This window comes from Rhizobium sp. 01N424 (genome assembly GCF_056399485.1).
In genome coordinates this window covers 182825-199563 of sequence record NZ_JBFTRK010000011.1, presented here as the reverse complement: position 1 = coordinate 199563, position 16739 = coordinate 182825, and the positions used below count along the sequence as shown (strand labels likewise).

The 16739-nt window shown below is 56.9% G+C and carries 15 protein-coding genes and 1 pseudogene; 4 read left to right on the top strand and 12 right to left on the bottom strand.

All coding sequences use genetic code 11. The annotated features are described in order from the left end of the window. The 7 genes and pseudogenes from AC1DNK_RS24425 to AC1DNK_RS24395 form a co-directional block, all read right to left on the bottom strand. Positions 1–210 (bottom strand): annotated as a pseudogene (locus tag AC1DNK_RS24425) (hypothetical protein); the annotation flags it as partial. Positions 211–793: 583 nt separating this feature from the next. After that, positions 794–1537, bottom strand: coding sequence for a ribonuclease activity regulator RraA (locus AC1DNK_RS24420; RefSeq protein WP_477943744.1), 744 nt, complete (start codon positions 1535–1537; stop codon positions 794–796). A 23-nt stretch (positions 1538–1560) separates the two neighbouring features. After that, a complete protein-coding gene (locus tag AC1DNK_RS24415; protein WP_477943743.1) occupies positions 1561–2724 on the bottom strand; it encodes a mandelate racemase/muconate lactonizing enzyme family protein in 1164 nt (387 codons plus the stop codon). A 30-nt stretch (positions 2725–2754) separates the two neighbouring features. Then, positions 2755–3852, bottom strand: a complete 1098-nt coding sequence (locus AC1DNK_RS24410) for an ABC transporter ATP-binding protein (RefSeq protein WP_477943742.1) — start codon at positions 3850–3852, stop codon at positions 2755–2757. 10 nt (positions 3853–3862) lie between these two features. Further along, a complete protein-coding gene (locus AC1DNK_RS24405) occupies positions 3863–4753 on the bottom strand; it encodes a carbohydrate ABC transporter permease (RefSeq protein ID WP_477943741.1) in 891 nt (296 codons plus the stop codon). Next, positions 4750–5709, bottom strand: coding sequence for a carbohydrate ABC transporter permease (locus tag AC1DNK_RS24400; protein ID WP_477943740.1), 960 nt, complete (start codon positions 5707–5709; stop codon positions 4750–4752). The genes AC1DNK_RS24405 and AC1DNK_RS24400 overlap by 4 nt, the downstream gene beginning before the upstream one ends. Positions 5710–5784: 75 nt before the next feature. Then, positions 5785–7263 (bottom strand): ABC transporter substrate-binding protein, encoded by a 1479-nt coding sequence (locus AC1DNK_RS24395; RefSeq protein WP_477943739.1) that lies wholly within the window; start codon positions 7261–7263, stop codon positions 5785–5787. Positions 7264–7466: 203 nt separating this feature from the next. Here AC1DNK_RS24395 and AC1DNK_RS24390 point away from each other — a divergent pair, with 203 nt between their 5' ends. From AC1DNK_RS24390 to AC1DNK_RS24375, 4 genes are all read left to right on the top strand, one after another. Beyond that, positions 7467–8177: a GntR family transcriptional regulator gene (locus tag AC1DNK_RS24390; RefSeq protein ID WP_477943738.1), complete on the top strand. Its 711-nt coding sequence runs from the start codon at positions 7467–7469 to the stop codon at positions 8175–8177. Between the two features lie 46 nt (positions 8178–8223). Then, positions 8224–9390 (top strand): mandelate racemase/muconate lactonizing enzyme family protein, encoded by a 1167-nt coding sequence (locus AC1DNK_RS24385; RefSeq protein WP_477943737.1) that lies wholly within the window; start codon positions 8224–8226, stop codon positions 9388–9390. Between the two features lie 65 nt (positions 9391–9455). Next, the gene (locus tag AC1DNK_RS24380; RefSeq protein WP_477943736.1) at positions 9456–10817 is read left to right on the top strand and encodes a mandelate racemase/muconate lactonizing enzyme family protein; all 1362 of its coding nucleotides are present in this window, start codon (positions 9456–9458) and stop codon (positions 10815–10817) included. Positions 10818–10834: 17 nt separating this feature from the next. Continuing rightward, complete coding sequence (locus AC1DNK_RS24375; protein WP_477943735.1) at positions 10835–12034, top strand: mandelate racemase/muconate lactonizing enzyme family protein; 1200 nt, start codon at positions 10835–10837, stop codon at positions 12032–12034. Positions 12035–12174: 140 nt separating this feature from the next. On the opposite strand, the gene AC1DNK_RS24370 is transcribed toward AC1DNK_RS24375, so the two are convergent. The 5 genes from AC1DNK_RS24370 to AC1DNK_RS24350 form a co-directional block, all read right to left on the bottom strand. Next, positions 12175–13359 (bottom strand): low temperature requirement protein A, encoded by a 1185-nt coding sequence (locus AC1DNK_RS24370; protein WP_477943734.1) that lies wholly within the window; start codon positions 13357–13359, stop codon positions 12175–12177. A 120-nt stretch (positions 13360–13479) separates the two neighbouring features. Then, positions 13480–14784, bottom strand: coding sequence for a PQQ-dependent sugar dehydrogenase (locus AC1DNK_RS24365; protein WP_477943759.1), 1305 nt, complete (start codon positions 14782–14784; stop codon positions 13480–13482). Positions 14785–14818: 34 nt separating this feature from the next. Next, positions 14819–15256 (bottom strand): DUF2231 domain-containing protein, encoded by a 438-nt coding sequence (locus AC1DNK_RS24360; protein ID WP_477943733.1) that lies wholly within the window; start codon positions 15254–15256, stop codon positions 14819–14821. A 416-nt stretch (positions 15257–15672) separates the two neighbouring features. Further along, positions 15673–15900, bottom strand: a complete 228-nt coding sequence (locus AC1DNK_RS24355) for a DUF6894 family protein (RefSeq protein WP_477943732.1) — start codon at positions 15898–15900, stop codon at positions 15673–15675. 78 nt (positions 15901–15978) lie between these two features. Continuing rightward, positions 15979–16704, bottom strand: a complete 726-nt coding sequence (locus AC1DNK_RS24350) for a Crp/Fnr family transcriptional regulator (RefSeq protein ID WP_477943731.1) — start codon at positions 16702–16704, stop codon at positions 15979–15981. Positions 16705–16739: the final 35 nt, after the last annotated feature.

The following is a 16739-nucleotide window of genomic DNA, read 5'->3' as shown; positions in this document are numbered from 1 at the left end:
GAGGCTGGAGATCGAGGTGGGCGTCAAGGGCGCAAGCTCGATGCCAGGCCGGGTGAATTTCATTGCCGCGGCACCGCCGGCCGCACCGATTGCAAGGACCGCAAAGGCCGCAATTCCGAAAGCCGCCAGATGCGTTGCCGGCCGGCGCGAGCCGCCCCTGCGGAGCGGCCGCTCAGGCGAGGTGTCGGGAGCGTCGTTTTCCATGGACATGATGCTGTCTCCAGTTCGTTTTGACTGGAGGATGATAGGCGTGTCCGGATCGACGCAGGCTGAACGTCGCGGTTCAGTTTCAGTTAAGCAAACGCGCCCTAGTTCTCACGAAGACATCAGAGAAACTGGGTTCACGATGCGCGTATTGCTGGTCGGATAGGTCGTATGACAGGGCCGGCCGTTTGGCCGAGGCGATCTCACCTGGCCTGCGGCAGACTGTGCCAGGACACGGTTTCGGCCTTTCGATAGCACGGGAGCTTGTCGGGCTCTTCGGCCGGCGGCTTCATCGCAAGCAGAGGGAAGGTGGGGACTGGAAGCGACCTTGAATTCCATTAATGCTGCTTGTGTCTCGACGGGCAACGAAAGCGCGCAACCGCCCTGCACCGCGACTGTGTTCGCGCTTGCTTAATCGATCTTCGATTGCGTGGCATACAGCCGGGAGAGCAAACAATGATCGTCCCGCTCGGCGCCAGTTCTAAAGTTCACCAGGCTACACATCGAGTTATGACGAAAGCCCATATCTCGTTTCTCGGAGATCGCACAGGTATCACACAGATCATTGGATACCCGTCCCGCCCATCGCCTACCTTCCAGACGGATTTGTCCTGCTCCATTCCTCGTATTCCCCGCGGGCATCGTCGTGCAGTGGATAATAGCGTTGCAAAGATCCGCCCTCCATGAGTTTCATCCGCGAAAATTCTTCCCAGTCGTGATGCGTTTGCGATTCTTCGATCACCTTGCGGGCCATCGCGACGGGAAGCACCACCACGCCGTCATCATCAGCCACGATGATGTCACCGGGAATTACCGTAACACCGCCACAGGCAATCGGAACATTGACAGCGTTAGGGTAGATGCTCGTCTGGACGTGATAATTTGGCGTCCAGCCGCGAAGCCACAGGGAAAGATCCAGCTTTTCGACATTGGGCCTGTCTCTCATGCATCCGTCGATGACGATGCCAGCACCGCCGCGGCCTTTGAAATAGGTCGACATCATGTCGCCGAAGACGCCGGAGCTCATGTCGCCACGTGCATCGACGACGACGACATCGCCTTCCTGGACGTGGTAGAGGACGTGGCGATGCAGCTGCGTTTCAGGATCAGCATATTCTCCTTCGCTAAAGAGATCCGGCCGCTGGGGCATGAACTGGAGCGTCAGTGCCGGTCCAACGATCGACTTGCCTCGCCTCTGTGAAGTGGGACCGATCATGTGCGGATTGCGAAATCCCATATGCCCGAGTGTGCCGGCAATTGTAGCCGCGCCGATTTCTTTTAATGCATCGATCAATTCCTTGGGCGGTCGCGTAATGTCGGGCGTCTGCGTCATGACAAGCTCCAATGTTGAGTAGATTACCAGTTGGTGACGGAACCATCACGGCGCCTGAGGTGAGGGGCTTCCCAGAAGCGGAAGCTTTGTGCGGCAATTGCATCCTCGTTTACCTCAACGCCGAGCCCAGGCAGGTCGCTGACCGGGTAGTCGGTCCCGTCGAGCCTCGGCTGCTCGGGAAAGAAGTCGGAGTTGTCAAAGCCAAGTTTCGTCTCAGGAGCTCTGGTCTCCAACCAAGCAAAGTTGGCTACAGCCGCCGCAAAATGGATCGTCGCGGCCGTGCATACAGGGCCAAGCGGATTGTGCGGCATCAGATCGACATAGTGCGCTTCACTCCAACCGGCGACCTTCATAGCTTCGGTAAGGCCGCCGACATTGCAGACGTCGATCCGGTTGAATTGGTGAAGATCTTGCTCGATGAAGGGTAGAAACTGCCATTTGCTGGCGAACTCTTCCCCTATGGCAAAGGGAATGTTGGTCATCTTGCGCAAGGATTCATATGCGCTTGGGGTCTCATCCCTGATCGGCTCCTCAAGAAAATCCAGTACGCCACTCCCGAGCTTGCTGCAGAAGCTTGCAGCTTCCGCAACCGATAGCCTGTGATGATAGTCGATGCCGAGGACGACGTTGTCGCCCAGAACCTCGCGGGCCTTGTTCAGCACCGCCGCAGTCGCGCCAATCGACTCTCGTGGTTCGAAGACCTCGCGGTAGCTTTGTCCGGCTGGAAAGAAGCGGATCGCCTGCCAACCCTGCTCGCGAAGCTCGCCCGCACGGTCAATCGCGGCATCGCCCTCCGCCTCATCGCCGGTAGAGGCAAAGGTCGGTATGCGCTCGCGCTGTTTGCCACCCAGAAGGTCGTAGACCGGTACGCCCAGCGCCTTACCCTTGATGTCATGGAGGGCAATATCGATCGCGGAAATCGCTGCCTGCAAAACACGCCCGCCTTCGAAATACTGGCTGCGATAAAGCTCTTGCCATATGCGCCCTATCTGCATCGGATCGCGGCCGATCAGGAATTCGCGATAATGTTCGATTGCGCCCGCAACTGCTTGCTCTCGTCCGCTTAAGCCGCTCTCGCCCCACCCGAAGATCCCGCAATCTGTTTCGACTTTGACCAGCATCTGATTGCGGATGCCGACCCAGATTGGATATGGCTTGATCGCCGTGATTTTAAGTTTCGTCGTCATAGGCGCCTCGTGTTGCGCATGCAGGTCATCTCAATCTGCCTTGAGAGCCATTTCTGTTTCGCCGTCGAACAAGTGGATACGCTCCTGATCGAACTCTAGCCAGATCGGTTCATCTGGTGCGACGACAACGGCTGGCGGCACGCTGATGTTGACGATAGCGCCGGACAGGAAGGCCTGTACGAAGGTGACGTCTCCTGTCGGTTCAACCGTGTAGGCTTTGGCGGGGACAGTTCCTGGGGTCGCAGTCTTATGCAGTTTGATGGTCGAATGGCGCGCCCCGAGCACGACCTTCTTGGATGCCGCTTTGGCGACCTTTCGGGCATTCTCCGGCGAAAGTTCCAGTCGCCAACCTTCCGCGCTGGTCAAGACCGTATTGCCTCCTGCGGTGGATGCTTCCAGCGGAACGAGGCTCATCGCCGGACTGCCGACGAAGCTTGCCACGAACATGTTCACCGGATTGGCAAAGACTTGTGCCGGCGTATCGTATTGCTGCAGATAGCCACCGTTCATCACCGCCATCCGGTCGGCCATCGTCACCGCTTCAAGCTGATCATGCGTCACGTAGATGATTGTGGCTTTTAGATCTTGGTGAAACCGCTTGATCTCCGAACGCATCTGCACGCGGAGCTTCGCGTCGAGGTTGGAGAGCGGCTCATCCATCAGGAACACCGCCGGATCGCGAACAAGTGCGCGGCCGAGCGCCACGCGCTGCTGTTGCCCGCCAGAAAGCTCGCGCGGCTTGCGCTCAAGCAACTGCGTCATGTCCAGGACGCGTGCAGCTTCCCTGACTTTCCTGTCGATCTCGTCCTTTGGCAGTTTGCGCATCTGCAGCGGGAAGGCGAGGTTTTTATAGACCGACTTCTGAGGATATAGAGCGTAGTTCTGGAACACCATCGCGATGTCCCTGTCCTTGGGGTCGAGATCATTGACCACCCGGTCGCCGATGACAATGTCGCCTGACGTTACGGACGTAAGCCCCGCTACCAGGTTGAGCGTTGTCGTCTTGCCGCAGCCTGACGGGCCGACCAGTGCCACGAACTCGCCGTCGTTGACAGTCAGCGAGACGCTCTTAACAGCATTGAAGCTGCCATAATTCTTGATCAGATCTTTGAGGACCACATGGGCCACGAGCAACTCCCTAGTGCTTGACTGCGCCTTCGGTGAGGGCGCGTACGAAGTATCGTTGCAGAAGCAGAAACAGGACGACGACCGGTACGCTCATGATGAAGCTGGCGGCCATAAGGCCGGGAAAGTCGGTGGTGTTCTCCGAGAAGAAACGCTGGATGCCAACCGGTAGGGTCAGCTGTTCATTCTTCGACAGGAACGTGTAGGCATAGATGTATTCGTTCCATGCGCCGATAAATGAATAGATCGCTGTGGCGATGATCCCCGGCGTTGAGAGTGGTACGACAATCAGCACGAAGGCCTGGAAACGGGTCGCCCCGTCAATGCGTGCGGCCTGCTCCAGCTGGATCGGAATATTGTCGTAGAAGCCTTTAAGGAGCCAGATAGCGAGCGGCAATCCAAAGGTAAGGTAGGTCAGGACGAGGGATCCATGGGTGTTCACCAGCCCTAATGCGCGCATGAGAATAAACAGCGGCACGAGGAAGATGACAGCCGGGAACATATTGCGAAGCAGTACAGCGAAAAATAGGAAGTTCCGTCCCGGGAAGGTGAAGCGGGAAAACGCGTAGGCAGCCGGTACCGCCACGACAACCGACATTACTGTGGTCGCCGTGGACACGAACAGGCTGTTCCAAAAGAAACGCAAGAAGTCCTGGCCGACGCTGTTTTGCGGATCGAGCAGCTTTTGGTAGCTGGCAAGAGTGGGTTGGTCCGGCCACCATTGGGGTGGGAACTGCATTGCGGCAAAACCAGACTTGATTGACGTCAGCAGCATCCAGACCATCGGCAAAGCTGTGTAGAGCAGCATGAAGAGCAGGAACACCCGGCCGCCCCACCGCCATCCGTCGAATGTTGTGCGGCGGCGTGCCTGCCTGGTCTGCCCGGTCTCGGGAATCGTGCTCATTCGCTTCCTTCCCTTTGCCCATTGGCGCTTAGCGCGCGAACATAGAAGTAGCCGAAAGACATTAGGATCAAGAACAGCAGGACCGAGTAGGCCGATGCCACACCCCACCGCTGGCGTCCGAACGCGAGTTCATAGATATGCGTGATCCAGATGTGCGATGCGTTCGATGGTCCCCCGCCCGTCATGATCCATGGGATGATGAAGGAATTAAAGTTGGCCACCGCCAAGAGCAGGATCGTTACCGTGGAGACGTTTCTGACATGCGGGAAGGTCACGTGCCAGAACCGCTGCCAAGCATTGGCTCCGTCTACTTTCGCCGCACGCAGCAATTGATCGGGCACTGTCTGGAGGCCAGCCATCATCATGATCATGGCAAACGGGAATTCTCTCCAGATGTTGACGACGATAAGTGAGGGCAGCACCGTATCGACACTGTCGATGAAATTCGGTGGCCGGTCGGCAAGGCCTAGGCCGACCAGTACCGCGCCGATCACACCAAAGTCCGAATGGTAGATCCACTTCCAGATGTAGGATGCGGCGACTGCGCTGATGACCCAGGGGATGATCAGGATGGCTCGCAGGATTGCACGGCCGGCGAAGTCACGATGGAGCGCCAAAGCACAGGTGAATCCAAGAACGAAGGAAATGAAAGTTGACCCTACGGTCCAGATGAGGGTGTTTTTGGTCACAGTCCAAAACACCGGACTTTTAAGGATGGCGGTGTAGTTGTCGAGGCCGACGAAAATCTTGTCTTTGAGTTGTAGGCCGGGCGGCGTGTTAAAGAACGACAGCTCGATCGTATAGTAGATTGGGTACGCTATCACGATGAGCATCACTGCGATCGACGGCAGAACATATGCGTAGTCAGCACGATGGTCCCAGATCTTTCGCAACAAACCGGGCCTGTAATGTTCAAGCGGCCGGGGAACGTCTGCCTTTCCAGTCAAGATCGCCACTACGCTAGGCCCTCATCCTTTGAGACAAAGCCGGCTGCGGGTTTCTGAGCAGCCGGTTAGATCGTCGGATCCGGGCTAGAGCCCACCGTCCATTATTTCTTTAACTTTCTTCGCGGCATCGTCAGCTGCCTGATCGACCGTCATCGCACCAGTCAGAGCGTTCTGCAGCATGTCCGGGACGATGATGTTCATGATCTCGGGAGACTGCGGTAGTGCGGGGAACGGAATGCCAAACGGCAGCATCGATGTGGTGACATCAAGGAATTTGATCTTGTCCAAACGGTCCTTCATCCACTTTGTCTTGAAGCCGTTCAGGTTACCTGGGTTCGAGCCGACATAGGCCAACTTCAAGGACCATTCAGGGCTGGACCACATGCAGACGATAGCCTTCGCGGCTGGTTCGTCCACCTTGCCTCCTTCCACGTATTCGGGTTTGAGGATATGAATGTTTGAACCGCCAAAGACAACGGCACGCTTGCCGTCGGGACCGGTCGGAATGAGTCCGTAACGCATATTGTCGATGACCGTCTGCGCCTTCTCCTTATCCGTAGCGGTCGCCTTCTTTTGCAGATCCAGCATGACGTCGTAGTCGGACGGATGAGAAACCATCATACCAAGCTGGCCAGCCAGGAAAAGCGGCTGATTGTCTGCCTGCTGGTTGGTGAGAGCTGAGACAGGTACGGATTTGTCACGAACATACATGTCATAGGAAGCTTGCAATGCGGCCTTGCTTTGAGGGCTGGCAAGTTCAACCTCTTTGTAGGTCGGATCCTTGGATGCCTCGTCAAAGACACCTCCGCCATAGGCCCAAAGCTGCGGCATAAAGCGGTAAGGCGTATTGCCGGCGTTCTTGCGAGCCACGAGGCCATAGCCTGAGATGCCGAGCTTGTCGTGGATCTGCTTGGAATATTTTACGACATCGTCCCAGGTTGCCGGAGCCTTGTCGGGGTCGAGGCCAGCTCTCTTGAATATGTCGGCATTCCAGATGAAGGCCATCGTTTCGTTGTTGGTCGGAATGCCGTAGGGCACGCCGTCCCAACTGACGGCCTTCATGGCACCAGGCCAGAAATCATCCGTTGAATAGCCGACATCCTCTGGCTTCAGAGGCTGAAGATAGCCCTTGGCAGCAAACTCGACGCCCCCCAGGATCTGCAGGCGAACCGCCATCGGAGCGGCATTGCCGAGCAGTGCGGTGCGGAATTTATCGAGCAGGTCGTTGTAAGTCAGCCCCTGTTCCTCGAGCTGAATATTCGGGTAGGTCTTGCGGAAGGTCGCAAAAAAATCCTTGTAATATTGCCGCAGCGAATCTGGATCGCCTTCGAAGATACCCTGGTACCAGAACGTCAGACGTCCTTTGTAGTCCAGTGGTGTAACTTTGCTGCAATCGGCCGCGGTATCGAAGTCCTGTGTGCCGGCAATCGAGCGAACGTATTCCGGTGACCACTTGCTCAGGTCCACCGACGCGCCAAGGGCGGAAGTAGACAGCATAGACACCAGCATAGCAGTCGAGACGGTGCCGCGCAGGACGGCACCTCCGAGTGAAATCCTCGTCATAGGTATCCTCCAGGTTCTCCCAAGCCGCTCTGCTCAGGGCAGGCGGTCCACGCTCGTGGGACTGACCTCCTCAAGTCAGTGTATCCCATGACGCAGATCGTACGTTTTCAGATCAAGGAATGTATGTCAATCGACAAAATCGTACATTGTTTGGCTGAGATTTGCATGATAATTGGAAAAGTAGAGCATTAATGGGGAACATTTTGACCGAGACGACTGAGTTCAGAGCCATGCCACCTGAAGGCATCGACGCAGACGGTGCATCGAGCGAGGGAGCCACCCTCTACAAACTGATCAGAGATGACATCATCGAGGGTCGGCTTGCAGCAAACGAGCGGCTGGTCGCGACCGATCTCGCCCGACGCCACGGCACATCGACCAATCCGGTTCGCGAGGCCTTGCAGCTGTTGCGTGGCGAAGGTTTCGTTACCTTCGTACCAAACCGCGGTGCGCGTGTGCGGCCTATCGATCAGGATTTCGTTCGGGATGTCTACGAGATTGGCGTATTGATCGAGCCAGCACTGACGCGATGGTTCGTCACCATGGCGACCGTGGAAGACATCGCCGAACTCGAGCGCATTCAGGGTTTGATCGAGCAGAATAACTTCAGCGATACATTCAAGCACAGTGAGCTGGATACCGCTTTCCACACGGTAATGTATCAGAAACATTATAACCGCCACGCCGCCGAGCTTTGGTGGAAGCATCGTGAAGTTCTGAGAGCCGTCGGCCGGCGTTTCAACTTCACGCTCGCCCGGCGCGCAGCCATCCTGAGTGAACACCGTGAACTTATTGCGCTCGTGAAGGCCGGAAATGCTGATGCGGCAGCCGAACTCATTGCGCGGCACGTCGAGGGTTCGGGCCGACATCTCCTGGAACATATGAGGGCACGTAGCGCGGCCCGCGCGGGATAGGACAAGCCGGCAAACATCTTCTCAGTTCAAGTCAAAGGTAGCCCAGATGAAAATCACAAGCGTACGGCCGTGGCTCATCAAATCCGATGCGTCTTACTGGGGAGAATTCCTTTTCGTGGAGGTAACGACAGACGAGGGAGTGAGTGGCTGGGGCGAAATAACCACCACGACGAAGCTCGCCAATCGCGCGCTCTGCACCATCCTTCGCCAGATCGGTCAGGCTCTCAGAGGCGAGGATCCTGCCCGTATCGAGTATCTGTGGCACAAAATATTCCGCAGCTTCACCTACATGGGCAGCAGGGGTGCTGCGGTCGAATGCGTAAGCGCCATCGACATCGCTCTGTGGGATATCCGCGGCAAGGTCCTCGGCAAGCCGATCTACGAGTTGCTCGGCGGGCCTGTGCGCGACGAGATCGCCCTCTATACCCATCCCAACCAGGCGAAATTCACCAGCAAAGAGGCAGTCATCCGCGAAATTCGGGATATTGTCGATTCCGGCCACACAGGGCTGAAGTTCGATCCGTTCCCTCATCAAGGCCGCGGTGCCGATGGAATCGCGCGTGAACAGCGGGACGGTTATCTCGACGGCAGCATGACCCGAAGGGACGAACGCGAAGCCGCCGAGCTGACGGAACTGATCCGCGAGACAGCAGGCCCGGACGTCGACATTCTCATTGACGCCCACGGCCGGTTCGATGTCCCAACCGCCATCCGTCTTTGCCGCAGCCTTGAAGAAGCAGGCCAGATCGACTGGTTCGAAGAGCCTTGCCCACCAGAGAGTCTAAACGCGCTCAAACAGGTCCGGAAAAAGGTAAATGCTGCAATTTCATGGGGGGAACGTGGTCACACCAAGTGGGACTTCGTTCCCGTGCTCGAAAACAAGCTCGCCGACTATATCATGCCGGATGTCACCTGGACCGGCGGCATTACCGAGCTCAAGAAGATCTCGGCGCTGTGCGAGGCCTATTATATCCCGGTCTCCCCGCATGACGCCGCTGGCCCGATCAACGTGGTTGCGGGCGCGCAGGTGATGATGACCGTCCCGAACTTCTACAAGCTCGAGACGTCGGAATGGAACCTCGGCAAATATGATCACCTTATCGACCGGCCGTTGGATGTCTCGAACGGCAATCTCAAGCTTGCCCAAAAGCCGGGCCTCGGCGTCGAGATGAACCGCGACTACCTTCAAGACCACGAGATTGCACTGGACTGACCAACGTTTTCGGCTGCGCCCGCCCGCGCGGCGGCCAGCCCGTCGACTGAAACGAGGATCAAATCATGCGAGAGGCAGATGGAGCGGAAGAAGCGCTCAATCGGGTAAACTTGAGTTCAAGACCGTCCGAACTTCGTATCACGGATATGCGCGTCGCCGAGATCAACGGTGCCCCGTTCACCTCCGCCCTCCTCAAGATCTATACGAACCAGGGAATTGTCGGGTTTGGCGAGGTCAGAGACGGGGCTAGCGCGACCTACGCTCTTATGCTGAAAAGCCGCTTGCTGGGCGAGAACCCCTGTGACATCGATCGCCTGTTCCGGCGCATCAAGCAGTTTGGCGGACATGGTCGCCAGGGGGGCGGCGTGTCGGCGGTTGAAATTGCTCTGTGGGATCTTGCCGGCAAGGCCTATGGCGTTCCGGTTTACCAGATGCTTGGCGGGCGATTTCGCGAGCAGGTGCGCGTCTATTGCGATACGGACGCGACCGTGCCAAGCGGCACCGAAACCGGCAAGCGCCTGAAGGAACGCATGGAACGCGGTTTCACATTCCTGAAGATGGATCTCGGGCTGATGCAGATTGCTGATGTGCCAGGAGCTGTCGTGTTTCCCGCAGGATCGCTCGAGGGATACCGCAAAAGCCCGGTGCGCGGGCCGCTGAAAACCCTCGATGAGCGCCGGCTGCGCAATGCCGCCTACGATCTGCATAACGTCCAGCACCCGTTCACCGGCCTCCACTTTACAGACAAGGGCCTTGATCTGCTTGAGCAGTACATCGCCGAAGTTCGTGAAGTCATCGGCATGAATATCCCGCTCGCAATCGACCATATCGGCCATATTTCGATGCAGAACGGCATTCGCCTCGCCAGGCGGATCGAGAAATATGTCCCAGCCTGGCTCGAAGACGTGATCCCCTGGCAGTATGCGCAGCAATATCGTCAGCTGCAGGATTCGACCACCGTCCCGATTTGTACCGGCGAGGACATCTACCTGAAGGAGGGGTTCAAGCCGCTGCTCGACGGCGGCGGCGTCTCCGTTATCCATCCGGATCTTTTGACCAGTGGGGGGATACTGGAAACCAAGAAAATCGGCGACATGGCGCAGGAATACGGTGTCGCGATGGCAATCCACATGGCGGAGAGCCCCATCGCCGCGATGGCGGCAGCCCATGTTGCGACCGCCACCGAGAATTTCATGGCGCTCGAGTATCATTCGGCCGATGTCGACTGGTGGGACGATATCGTCACCGGCCTCCCAAAGCCTCTCGTCAAAGATGGCTTCATCACCGTACCGGACAAGCCTGGCCTGGGGATAGACGACGTCGTTGATGAAGTCATCTCGCGTCATCTGCAGCCGGGCGTTGCCGGGATTTGGGAGCCTACCGACCGCTGGGACAATGAGTATTCCTGGGATCGTACCTGGAGCTGAAGCGAGGAGGAACGAAGATGAAGATCACCGATCTGCGCTGCGCCGTCATCGGCAAACACCCTATCGTCCGTGTCGTGACGGATGAGGGTCTCTATGGGCTTGGCGAAGTCGAATTCACGAAGTCCTACCTAAAACCGTTTGTGCTGCATTTCCGCGATGCGCTGATCGGCGAAGACCCGACCGACGTCGAAAGAGTCATGCTGAAAATCCGCCAACGCGGGTCCTTCAAACCATATGGGGCTGCGGTCAGCGCAATAGAGCATGCCTTGTGGGATATTGCCGGCAAGGCGGCGGGCGTTCCCGTTTACAAGCTGCTCGGTGGCAAGGTGCGCGACAAGGTGCGCGTCTACAATGGCTCTATCCGCCAGAAGCGCACCGGCGATCGGCCGGAGGATTACGCTGCCGACGTCAAATGGATGATGGAGCAGCCGCAGAACTTCTTTATGGTAAAGCAAGGGATCTCGTTCCATTCTAATATGAAAGACAGCATCGAGGGCTTCCACTACGGCGTAACGCAGAAGAAGGCTGGCTATCACGGCGCAATGGATCAGGGCGTAATCAGCGAGCGCGGCTTCAACCACATGCTCGACTGCGTGATCGCGATGAAGGAGGTGCTGGGCGATAAGGTCAGTCTAGCGCTCGACTGCGGGCCGGGCTGGATGCTGCCGGATGCGATTAAGTTCGCGCGAGCGGTGGAGAAGTACAATTTGATGTGGCTCGAGGATATGTTGACCGGCGATTATGTTCCCTGGGTCAATCCCCAAGCCTATCGCGAACTGACCACCTCCACATCGACGCCGATCCATACCGGTGAGCAAATTTACCTGCGGCACAATTTCAAGGAATTGATCGAGACGCAGGCAGTGCGCGTCATCGGGCCGGATCCAGCGGACATTGGCGGCATTGCCGAACTCAAATGGGTTGCCGAGCATGCGTACATGCACTCGATCCTGATGGCGCCGCATGGCACTGCCAACGGCCTTTTGGGCCTAGGAGCGCTGATCAATGTCTGCGCCACCTTGCCGGCAAATTATGTCGCATTCGAATATCCAAGCGCCTCTGACGCCTGGTGGGAGGATCTGGTCATTGGCCTGCCGCCGCAGATCGTAAAGGACAGCATGGTGGACGTGCTAGAGGCTCCGGGCCTGGGCGTCGATATAGATGCTGAGCGTGCTAAGAAGTATCTTATGAAAGAGGATGCGGATTTTTTCGCCTGAACGTCCTCTGCCCTAGCGACGCTTGGGAGCATGCCCACTGGGAGTCACCAAGCCCACAGGAGAAGCGATCGCGGCTTCCGCTCTAACGCCCCGGGGTCTCTTTGCTCATCGCACGGGTGTTGCGCAGCGCGAGGCGGTTTTTATGCCGATCGCGCAGATGGCCGGCGAAGCGCAGCATACTCCCAAGCGGCTGTGGCGAGCAGGGCCGCCGTGGTGGCGATGTTCATACCGTAGAGCGGCAGCAGCGGCGTAGCGATTGCGATTGCCAGAAGTCCAACGAGGCCCGCGGCATGCGAAAACGGTATCCGTTCCGCCGCGGCCAGTTTTAGCCAAATGTTACCACATAGGAACAGGAATGGCCCCCCGGCGATTGCTGCAGTGAACCTCAGGTCGGCTTGCTCGTGAGGGTGCGAGAGCGCAAAGTCTTCGCCAACCGCTGTCAATATGATGCCGGCGACGATCGGCAGATGACCGTAGGTGAAAAGATTGTGCGCCACCGCTTCCGTCTGGGATGTCACTTCGGCCTTTTCGGCGGCCTCTTCCTGGCCCTGGTGAAAATAAATCCACCACATGGCGACTGTGCTTAGAAAGGCCCCGCAAAACACCAAAAAAGTTAGATCTGTGCCCATGTGTTCGCTAGCGTTACGCCCGGTTGTCAAAATGGTCTCGCCGAGGCAGATGATGACGAACAAAGCGCAGCGCTCAGCAAGGTGCTCACCGTTCAGGTGCAGCGTTTCCTTTTCGGATCCCCCCAGGCCGGGAAAGCGAAACCGCAACAATGGCACACTATATTCCAGCCCCAGAGCAATGCTCCAGATGGACAGCCGCCATTCGAATGAAGCCAGCCCCCCTCCGATCCAGAGCGTTCCGGCAACGCATGCCCAGACGGTGATGCGAAGGAAGGTGGAAGCCGACTTGGGATCATGACGGCGAAATGCGAACCATGCAAAGAGTGACCTTCCGATCTGCATGCCAACGTAAATGATGGCAAATGGCAGAGGATGATCACCAAAAGCTTCAGGAAGGGCGATAGCCAATAGAATACCCGCAAACATGAGCGCGAACAGAAGTAAGCGGACAGGCTCGCTGTCGGTATTTAGGAGGTTTGTGACCCAGGTCGTATTGATCCAAAGCCACCAGATCGCCAGGATAAGCAGTAGGGCTTCTCCTGCGGTCGCTGAGGTGAAATCCTCCGCTAGAGTGTGGGACAACTGGATCAGTCCGAATACAAAGACGAGATCGAAAAATAGCTCTGGGAAGCTTGCTTTCGACTTTTCCGCGTCCTTGTCTCGGAGCCACGCCCGGCCGGACTTGCTCGCCTTCATTGAGATGTCCCTTGACCAGGGTCAGCGTTGCCAGCGGCCCCTCATCGTTACGGTTTCTCCTTTGGTCGCACCAGAACGCCAATTTGCGCAACTCGGTCCCTCGCAAACCAGTGACGCGCTTCAAGGCTTGGCCGTCACTCGCCACACCTTGTTTCCGACATCGTCGGCAATGAGCAACGCGCCGGTTTTATCGAGTGTCACGCCGACCGGCCGGCCTTGCGCCTGTTCCTGATCGTTGAGAAATCCCGACACCACATCCTTCGGCGCGCCACTGGGCATTCCCTCTGAAAATGGCACGAATATTACCTTGTAGCCGTTGAAGGCGTTGCGGTTCCAGCTGCCATGCTCGCCGACAAAGGCGCCGCTTCGATATTCTTCAGGCAAGCTCGTGCCATTGGAGAACGCCATGCCGAGTGGGGCGACGTGGGAACTGAGCGCATAATCGGGGACAATCGCTTTGGCGACGAGGTCAGGCCGTTGCGGCATGACGCGCGGATCGACGTGCTGGCCGTAGTAACTGTAGGGCCAGCCATAAAAGCCGCCCTCTCTGACGGAAGTCATGTAATCAGGCACCAAGTTTGGTCCGAGCTCGTCACGCTCGTTGACCACCGCCCAGAGACCCTTTGTATGCGGTTCGATGCTCAGCCCATTTGGATTGCGCAAACCGCTTGCGAAAACGCGGTGCATTCCCGTCTGCCGATCGATTTCCCAGATAGCTGCCCGGTCTTTCTCCGCCGGGATGCCGTTTTCCGTAATGTTACTGTTTGAGCCGACACCCACGTAAAGCCGCGAACCGTCCGCGCTCGCCGTCATGCTTTTTGTCCAGTGATGGTCGATTGGCCCACCAGGAAGATCTGTTAGCACCGTGCCAGGTTCGGCAATTTTGGTCTCGCCCGGCGTGTAGGCATAGCGCACAACCGCGTCGGTATTGGCGACGTAGAGATCGTTTCCGACAAGAACTATGCCGAAGGGCGAGTTCAAATGATCAAGGAAAACGTCTTGAATTTCGGCCGCCCCATCGCCATCGGCGTCTCTCAGCAGCGTGATGCGGTTGCTTTTGCCGCCGCTTCCGCTTGCTCCAGTCGCGAACGACTGGACTATACCCATGATCAAGTCTTTTGGACGCTTCGCTGACGCCTCAGGGGGCGCCACTGACTCCACCGCCAATATATCACCGTTTGGCAACGTATACACAGAGCGCGGATGCTGTAATCCCGAGGCAAGCGCCTTTACTTCAAGACCGCTCGCAACAGTTGGCACTTCGCCGTCCTTCCATCCTACGACCTTGGCGATATGCATTGGCGGGATAAGGTATTGGGATTGATCGGGAAGCTTTGGATCTGGTCCGATCTCTGCGTTTGGATCTGGCTCATTGTCGCTGCAGGCGGAAACCAAAAGGGCGGTTGAGGCGAAAAGTGTTGCCATAACGGAAAGCCGGGAACATTGGCGCACCACCATATCAATATCCTCCGGCGAGCCGGCGCTCGGTGATCGAGCCGCAAATCGAAACCACGACAATGAAAACAAACGCCACAATCGACAAAGCTAAACCAAGGGGAACGACCGACGTCCAGGCATCGCGGCTATGAACCAGCGCGTTTAAAAATGAAATGGCGAAAACCGCGATGCCACCAAGAACGTAGAGCACTGAGGCGAGCCCGGCGAAGCGAAACCGACCGCGTGCGAGATCCAAAAGACCGGCAAGGAGGGCAACACCCCCGGTGACCAGCCCAGCTGCCAGAAGCCATGCAGAGAAATTTGCCCAGGTCATTTCTGCCGTTTGCCAGTACGCAATGTCAGTGATTAGGGCACCAATGAAGCAGGCCGCTGAAAAATGAAGAGGGATTGAGCGAAGGGATGGTTTGTAGATGGGGATCGAGGCTTCTATGGGGATCATGGGTTTATCCTGAGGAACGTCTTCGCGTTCTTCACAAACCATCACCAGTCGCAATTGTTCCCGCCCGTCATCGAACCGAGAAGCCAGCACGCAAGTTGGCTACGGCCGCTTAGACACGCTGTCGCGTGGGGGATGTTGCAGCCCGGATCTAGCAGGAGACGCAAACCAAGCCGGACATTTCTTCATAAGGCAAATTTTTTGTTCACTGGCCGCAGCGCGAGCTGCGAGAAGTCATTTTTCACGGTGCAACACGATCGTGGCGATCGCCCGCGATTTGGTACTTCCAATGATCGTTTCCATAGCAATACCGAGGTCCCATCACCGCGGACGCACTGCAATTGAACGCGAAGTCGCCCTGTGGCCTTGCGAGGTCGATTTAAGAACCTGATACATCCGGTGTTTAAGCGGGCTACCGATCAATGCAGAACATCTTTGAAGTCAATTCGGGCAACAATGTCACCTGAATCGTTTGTCAATTCAAAAACTTGGTCTCTAAGGGCGGCACCGGTCCTCAAGCGCTCGGCAATCATTTCCCGGGCATTTGCTTTTGCCTCATCGATCGCGGCTTCAAGCGAACCAAGGTCACTACCTTCCGGATCTGCAATAAATGTTTCGCCATCTCGAATATTAAAAAAATAGCGCATATTTTGCTCCGCGGGTCAGTGTCTTTTCTTGGAAAAATCTCTTTTCCGAATGATGTGCGCTTCAGATTGTTCCGAGTACTATCCGGTGTTCGGATGCGTGCGGCCAATGAGCCTTTCGAATTCCTGTTCAGGGATGCCATAGGATCCAGCAGCGAATTCCTCCAAGCCTTTCCGATTGAGGACAATGATCAAGCCACGATTTGAGCGGATCAGCCGCTCGCCCTCAAGCACGTGCAATGCCGTCGTCACACTGGGGCGACGTGTTCCAAGCATGGCAGCGATATATTCGTGGGTGATATCGAGTTCGTCTGAGCGGAGACGGTCGTGGCACATCAATATCCAGCGCGCTAGGCGCTGCTCGATCCTATAGCGGGCATTTGCGAGTGCCGTATAGGCGACCTGTGTTGCGAACACATGCATGTATTTGATGAAAGGGATCTGCAGTGAGGAACTCCTTGCCGTCAACTCCCGCATCACTTTGATTGGAACCCGGTAACCCAAGCCAGCAACATGCATCTCAATCAAGTAGGGGACGATGTCATCGCCGATGATCGTCGAAGTTGGAACGAAACCTTCCGATCCGAACATCCCTGCCTCCGCCGACCTGTCATTCGGTGAAACGGTCATCACCGCGCCGATGCCCGACTCCGGAAAGTAAAGATACTCAAGCCTGCGGTGCGGCCGGGCGATCTCGAAATGTGCAGGCAGCTTAACCTTCTCAAGATACGGTTGCAGAAGCGTGAAGTCCGTGGGCATCAATGCGGCGAGCATCCGGTTGCCGACTTCGTCCTGGCGAATGGTCAATTCAAACTCCTCAAGGCGCTATCGACGAGCGAACG

Bases quoted from the DNA above. Each gene is read 5' to 3' on its own strand.
- AC1DNK_RS24405 (WP_477943741.1), bottom strand. From the start codon at position 4,753: ATGAGCACGATTCCCGAGACCGGGCAGACCAGGCAGGCACGCCGCCGC.
- AC1DNK_RS24380 (WP_477943736.1), top strand. From the start codon at position 9,456: ATGCGAGAGGCAGATGGAGCGGAAGAAGCGCTCAATCGGGTAAACTTG.
- AC1DNK_RS24395 (WP_477943739.1), bottom strand. From the start codon at position 7,263: ATGACGAGGATTTCACTCGGAGGTGCCGTCCTGCGCGGCACCGTCTCG.
- AC1DNK_RS24355 (WP_477943732.1), bottom strand. From the start codon at position 15,900: ATGCGCTATTTTTTTAATATTCGAGATGGCGAAACATTTATTGCAGAT.
- AC1DNK_RS24385 (WP_477943737.1), top strand. From the start codon at position 8,224: ATGAAAATCACAAGCGTACGGCCGTGGCTCATCAAATCCGATGCGTCT.
- AC1DNK_RS24420 (WP_477943744.1), bottom strand. From the start codon at position 1,537: ATGACGCAGACGCCCGACATTACGCGACCGCCCAAGGAATTGATCGAT.
- AC1DNK_RS24365 (WP_477943759.1), bottom strand. From the start codon at position 14,784: ATGGCAACACTTTTCGCCTCAACCGCCCTTTTGGTTTCCGCCTGCAGC.
- AC1DNK_RS24370 (WP_477943734.1), bottom strand. From the start codon at position 13,359: ATGAAGGCGAGCAAGTCCGGCCGGGCGTGGCTCCGAGACAAGGACGCG.
- AC1DNK_RS24360 (WP_477943733.1), bottom strand. From the start codon at position 15,256: ATGATCCCCATAGAAGCCTCGATCCCCATCTACAAACCATCCCTTCGC.
- AC1DNK_RS24375 (WP_477943735.1), top strand. From the start codon at position 10,835: ATGAAGATCACCGATCTGCGCTGCGCCGTCATCGGCAAACACCCTATC.
- AC1DNK_RS24415 (WP_477943743.1), bottom strand. From the start codon at position 2,724: ATGACGACGAAACTTAAAATCACGGCGATCAAGCCATATCCAATCTGG.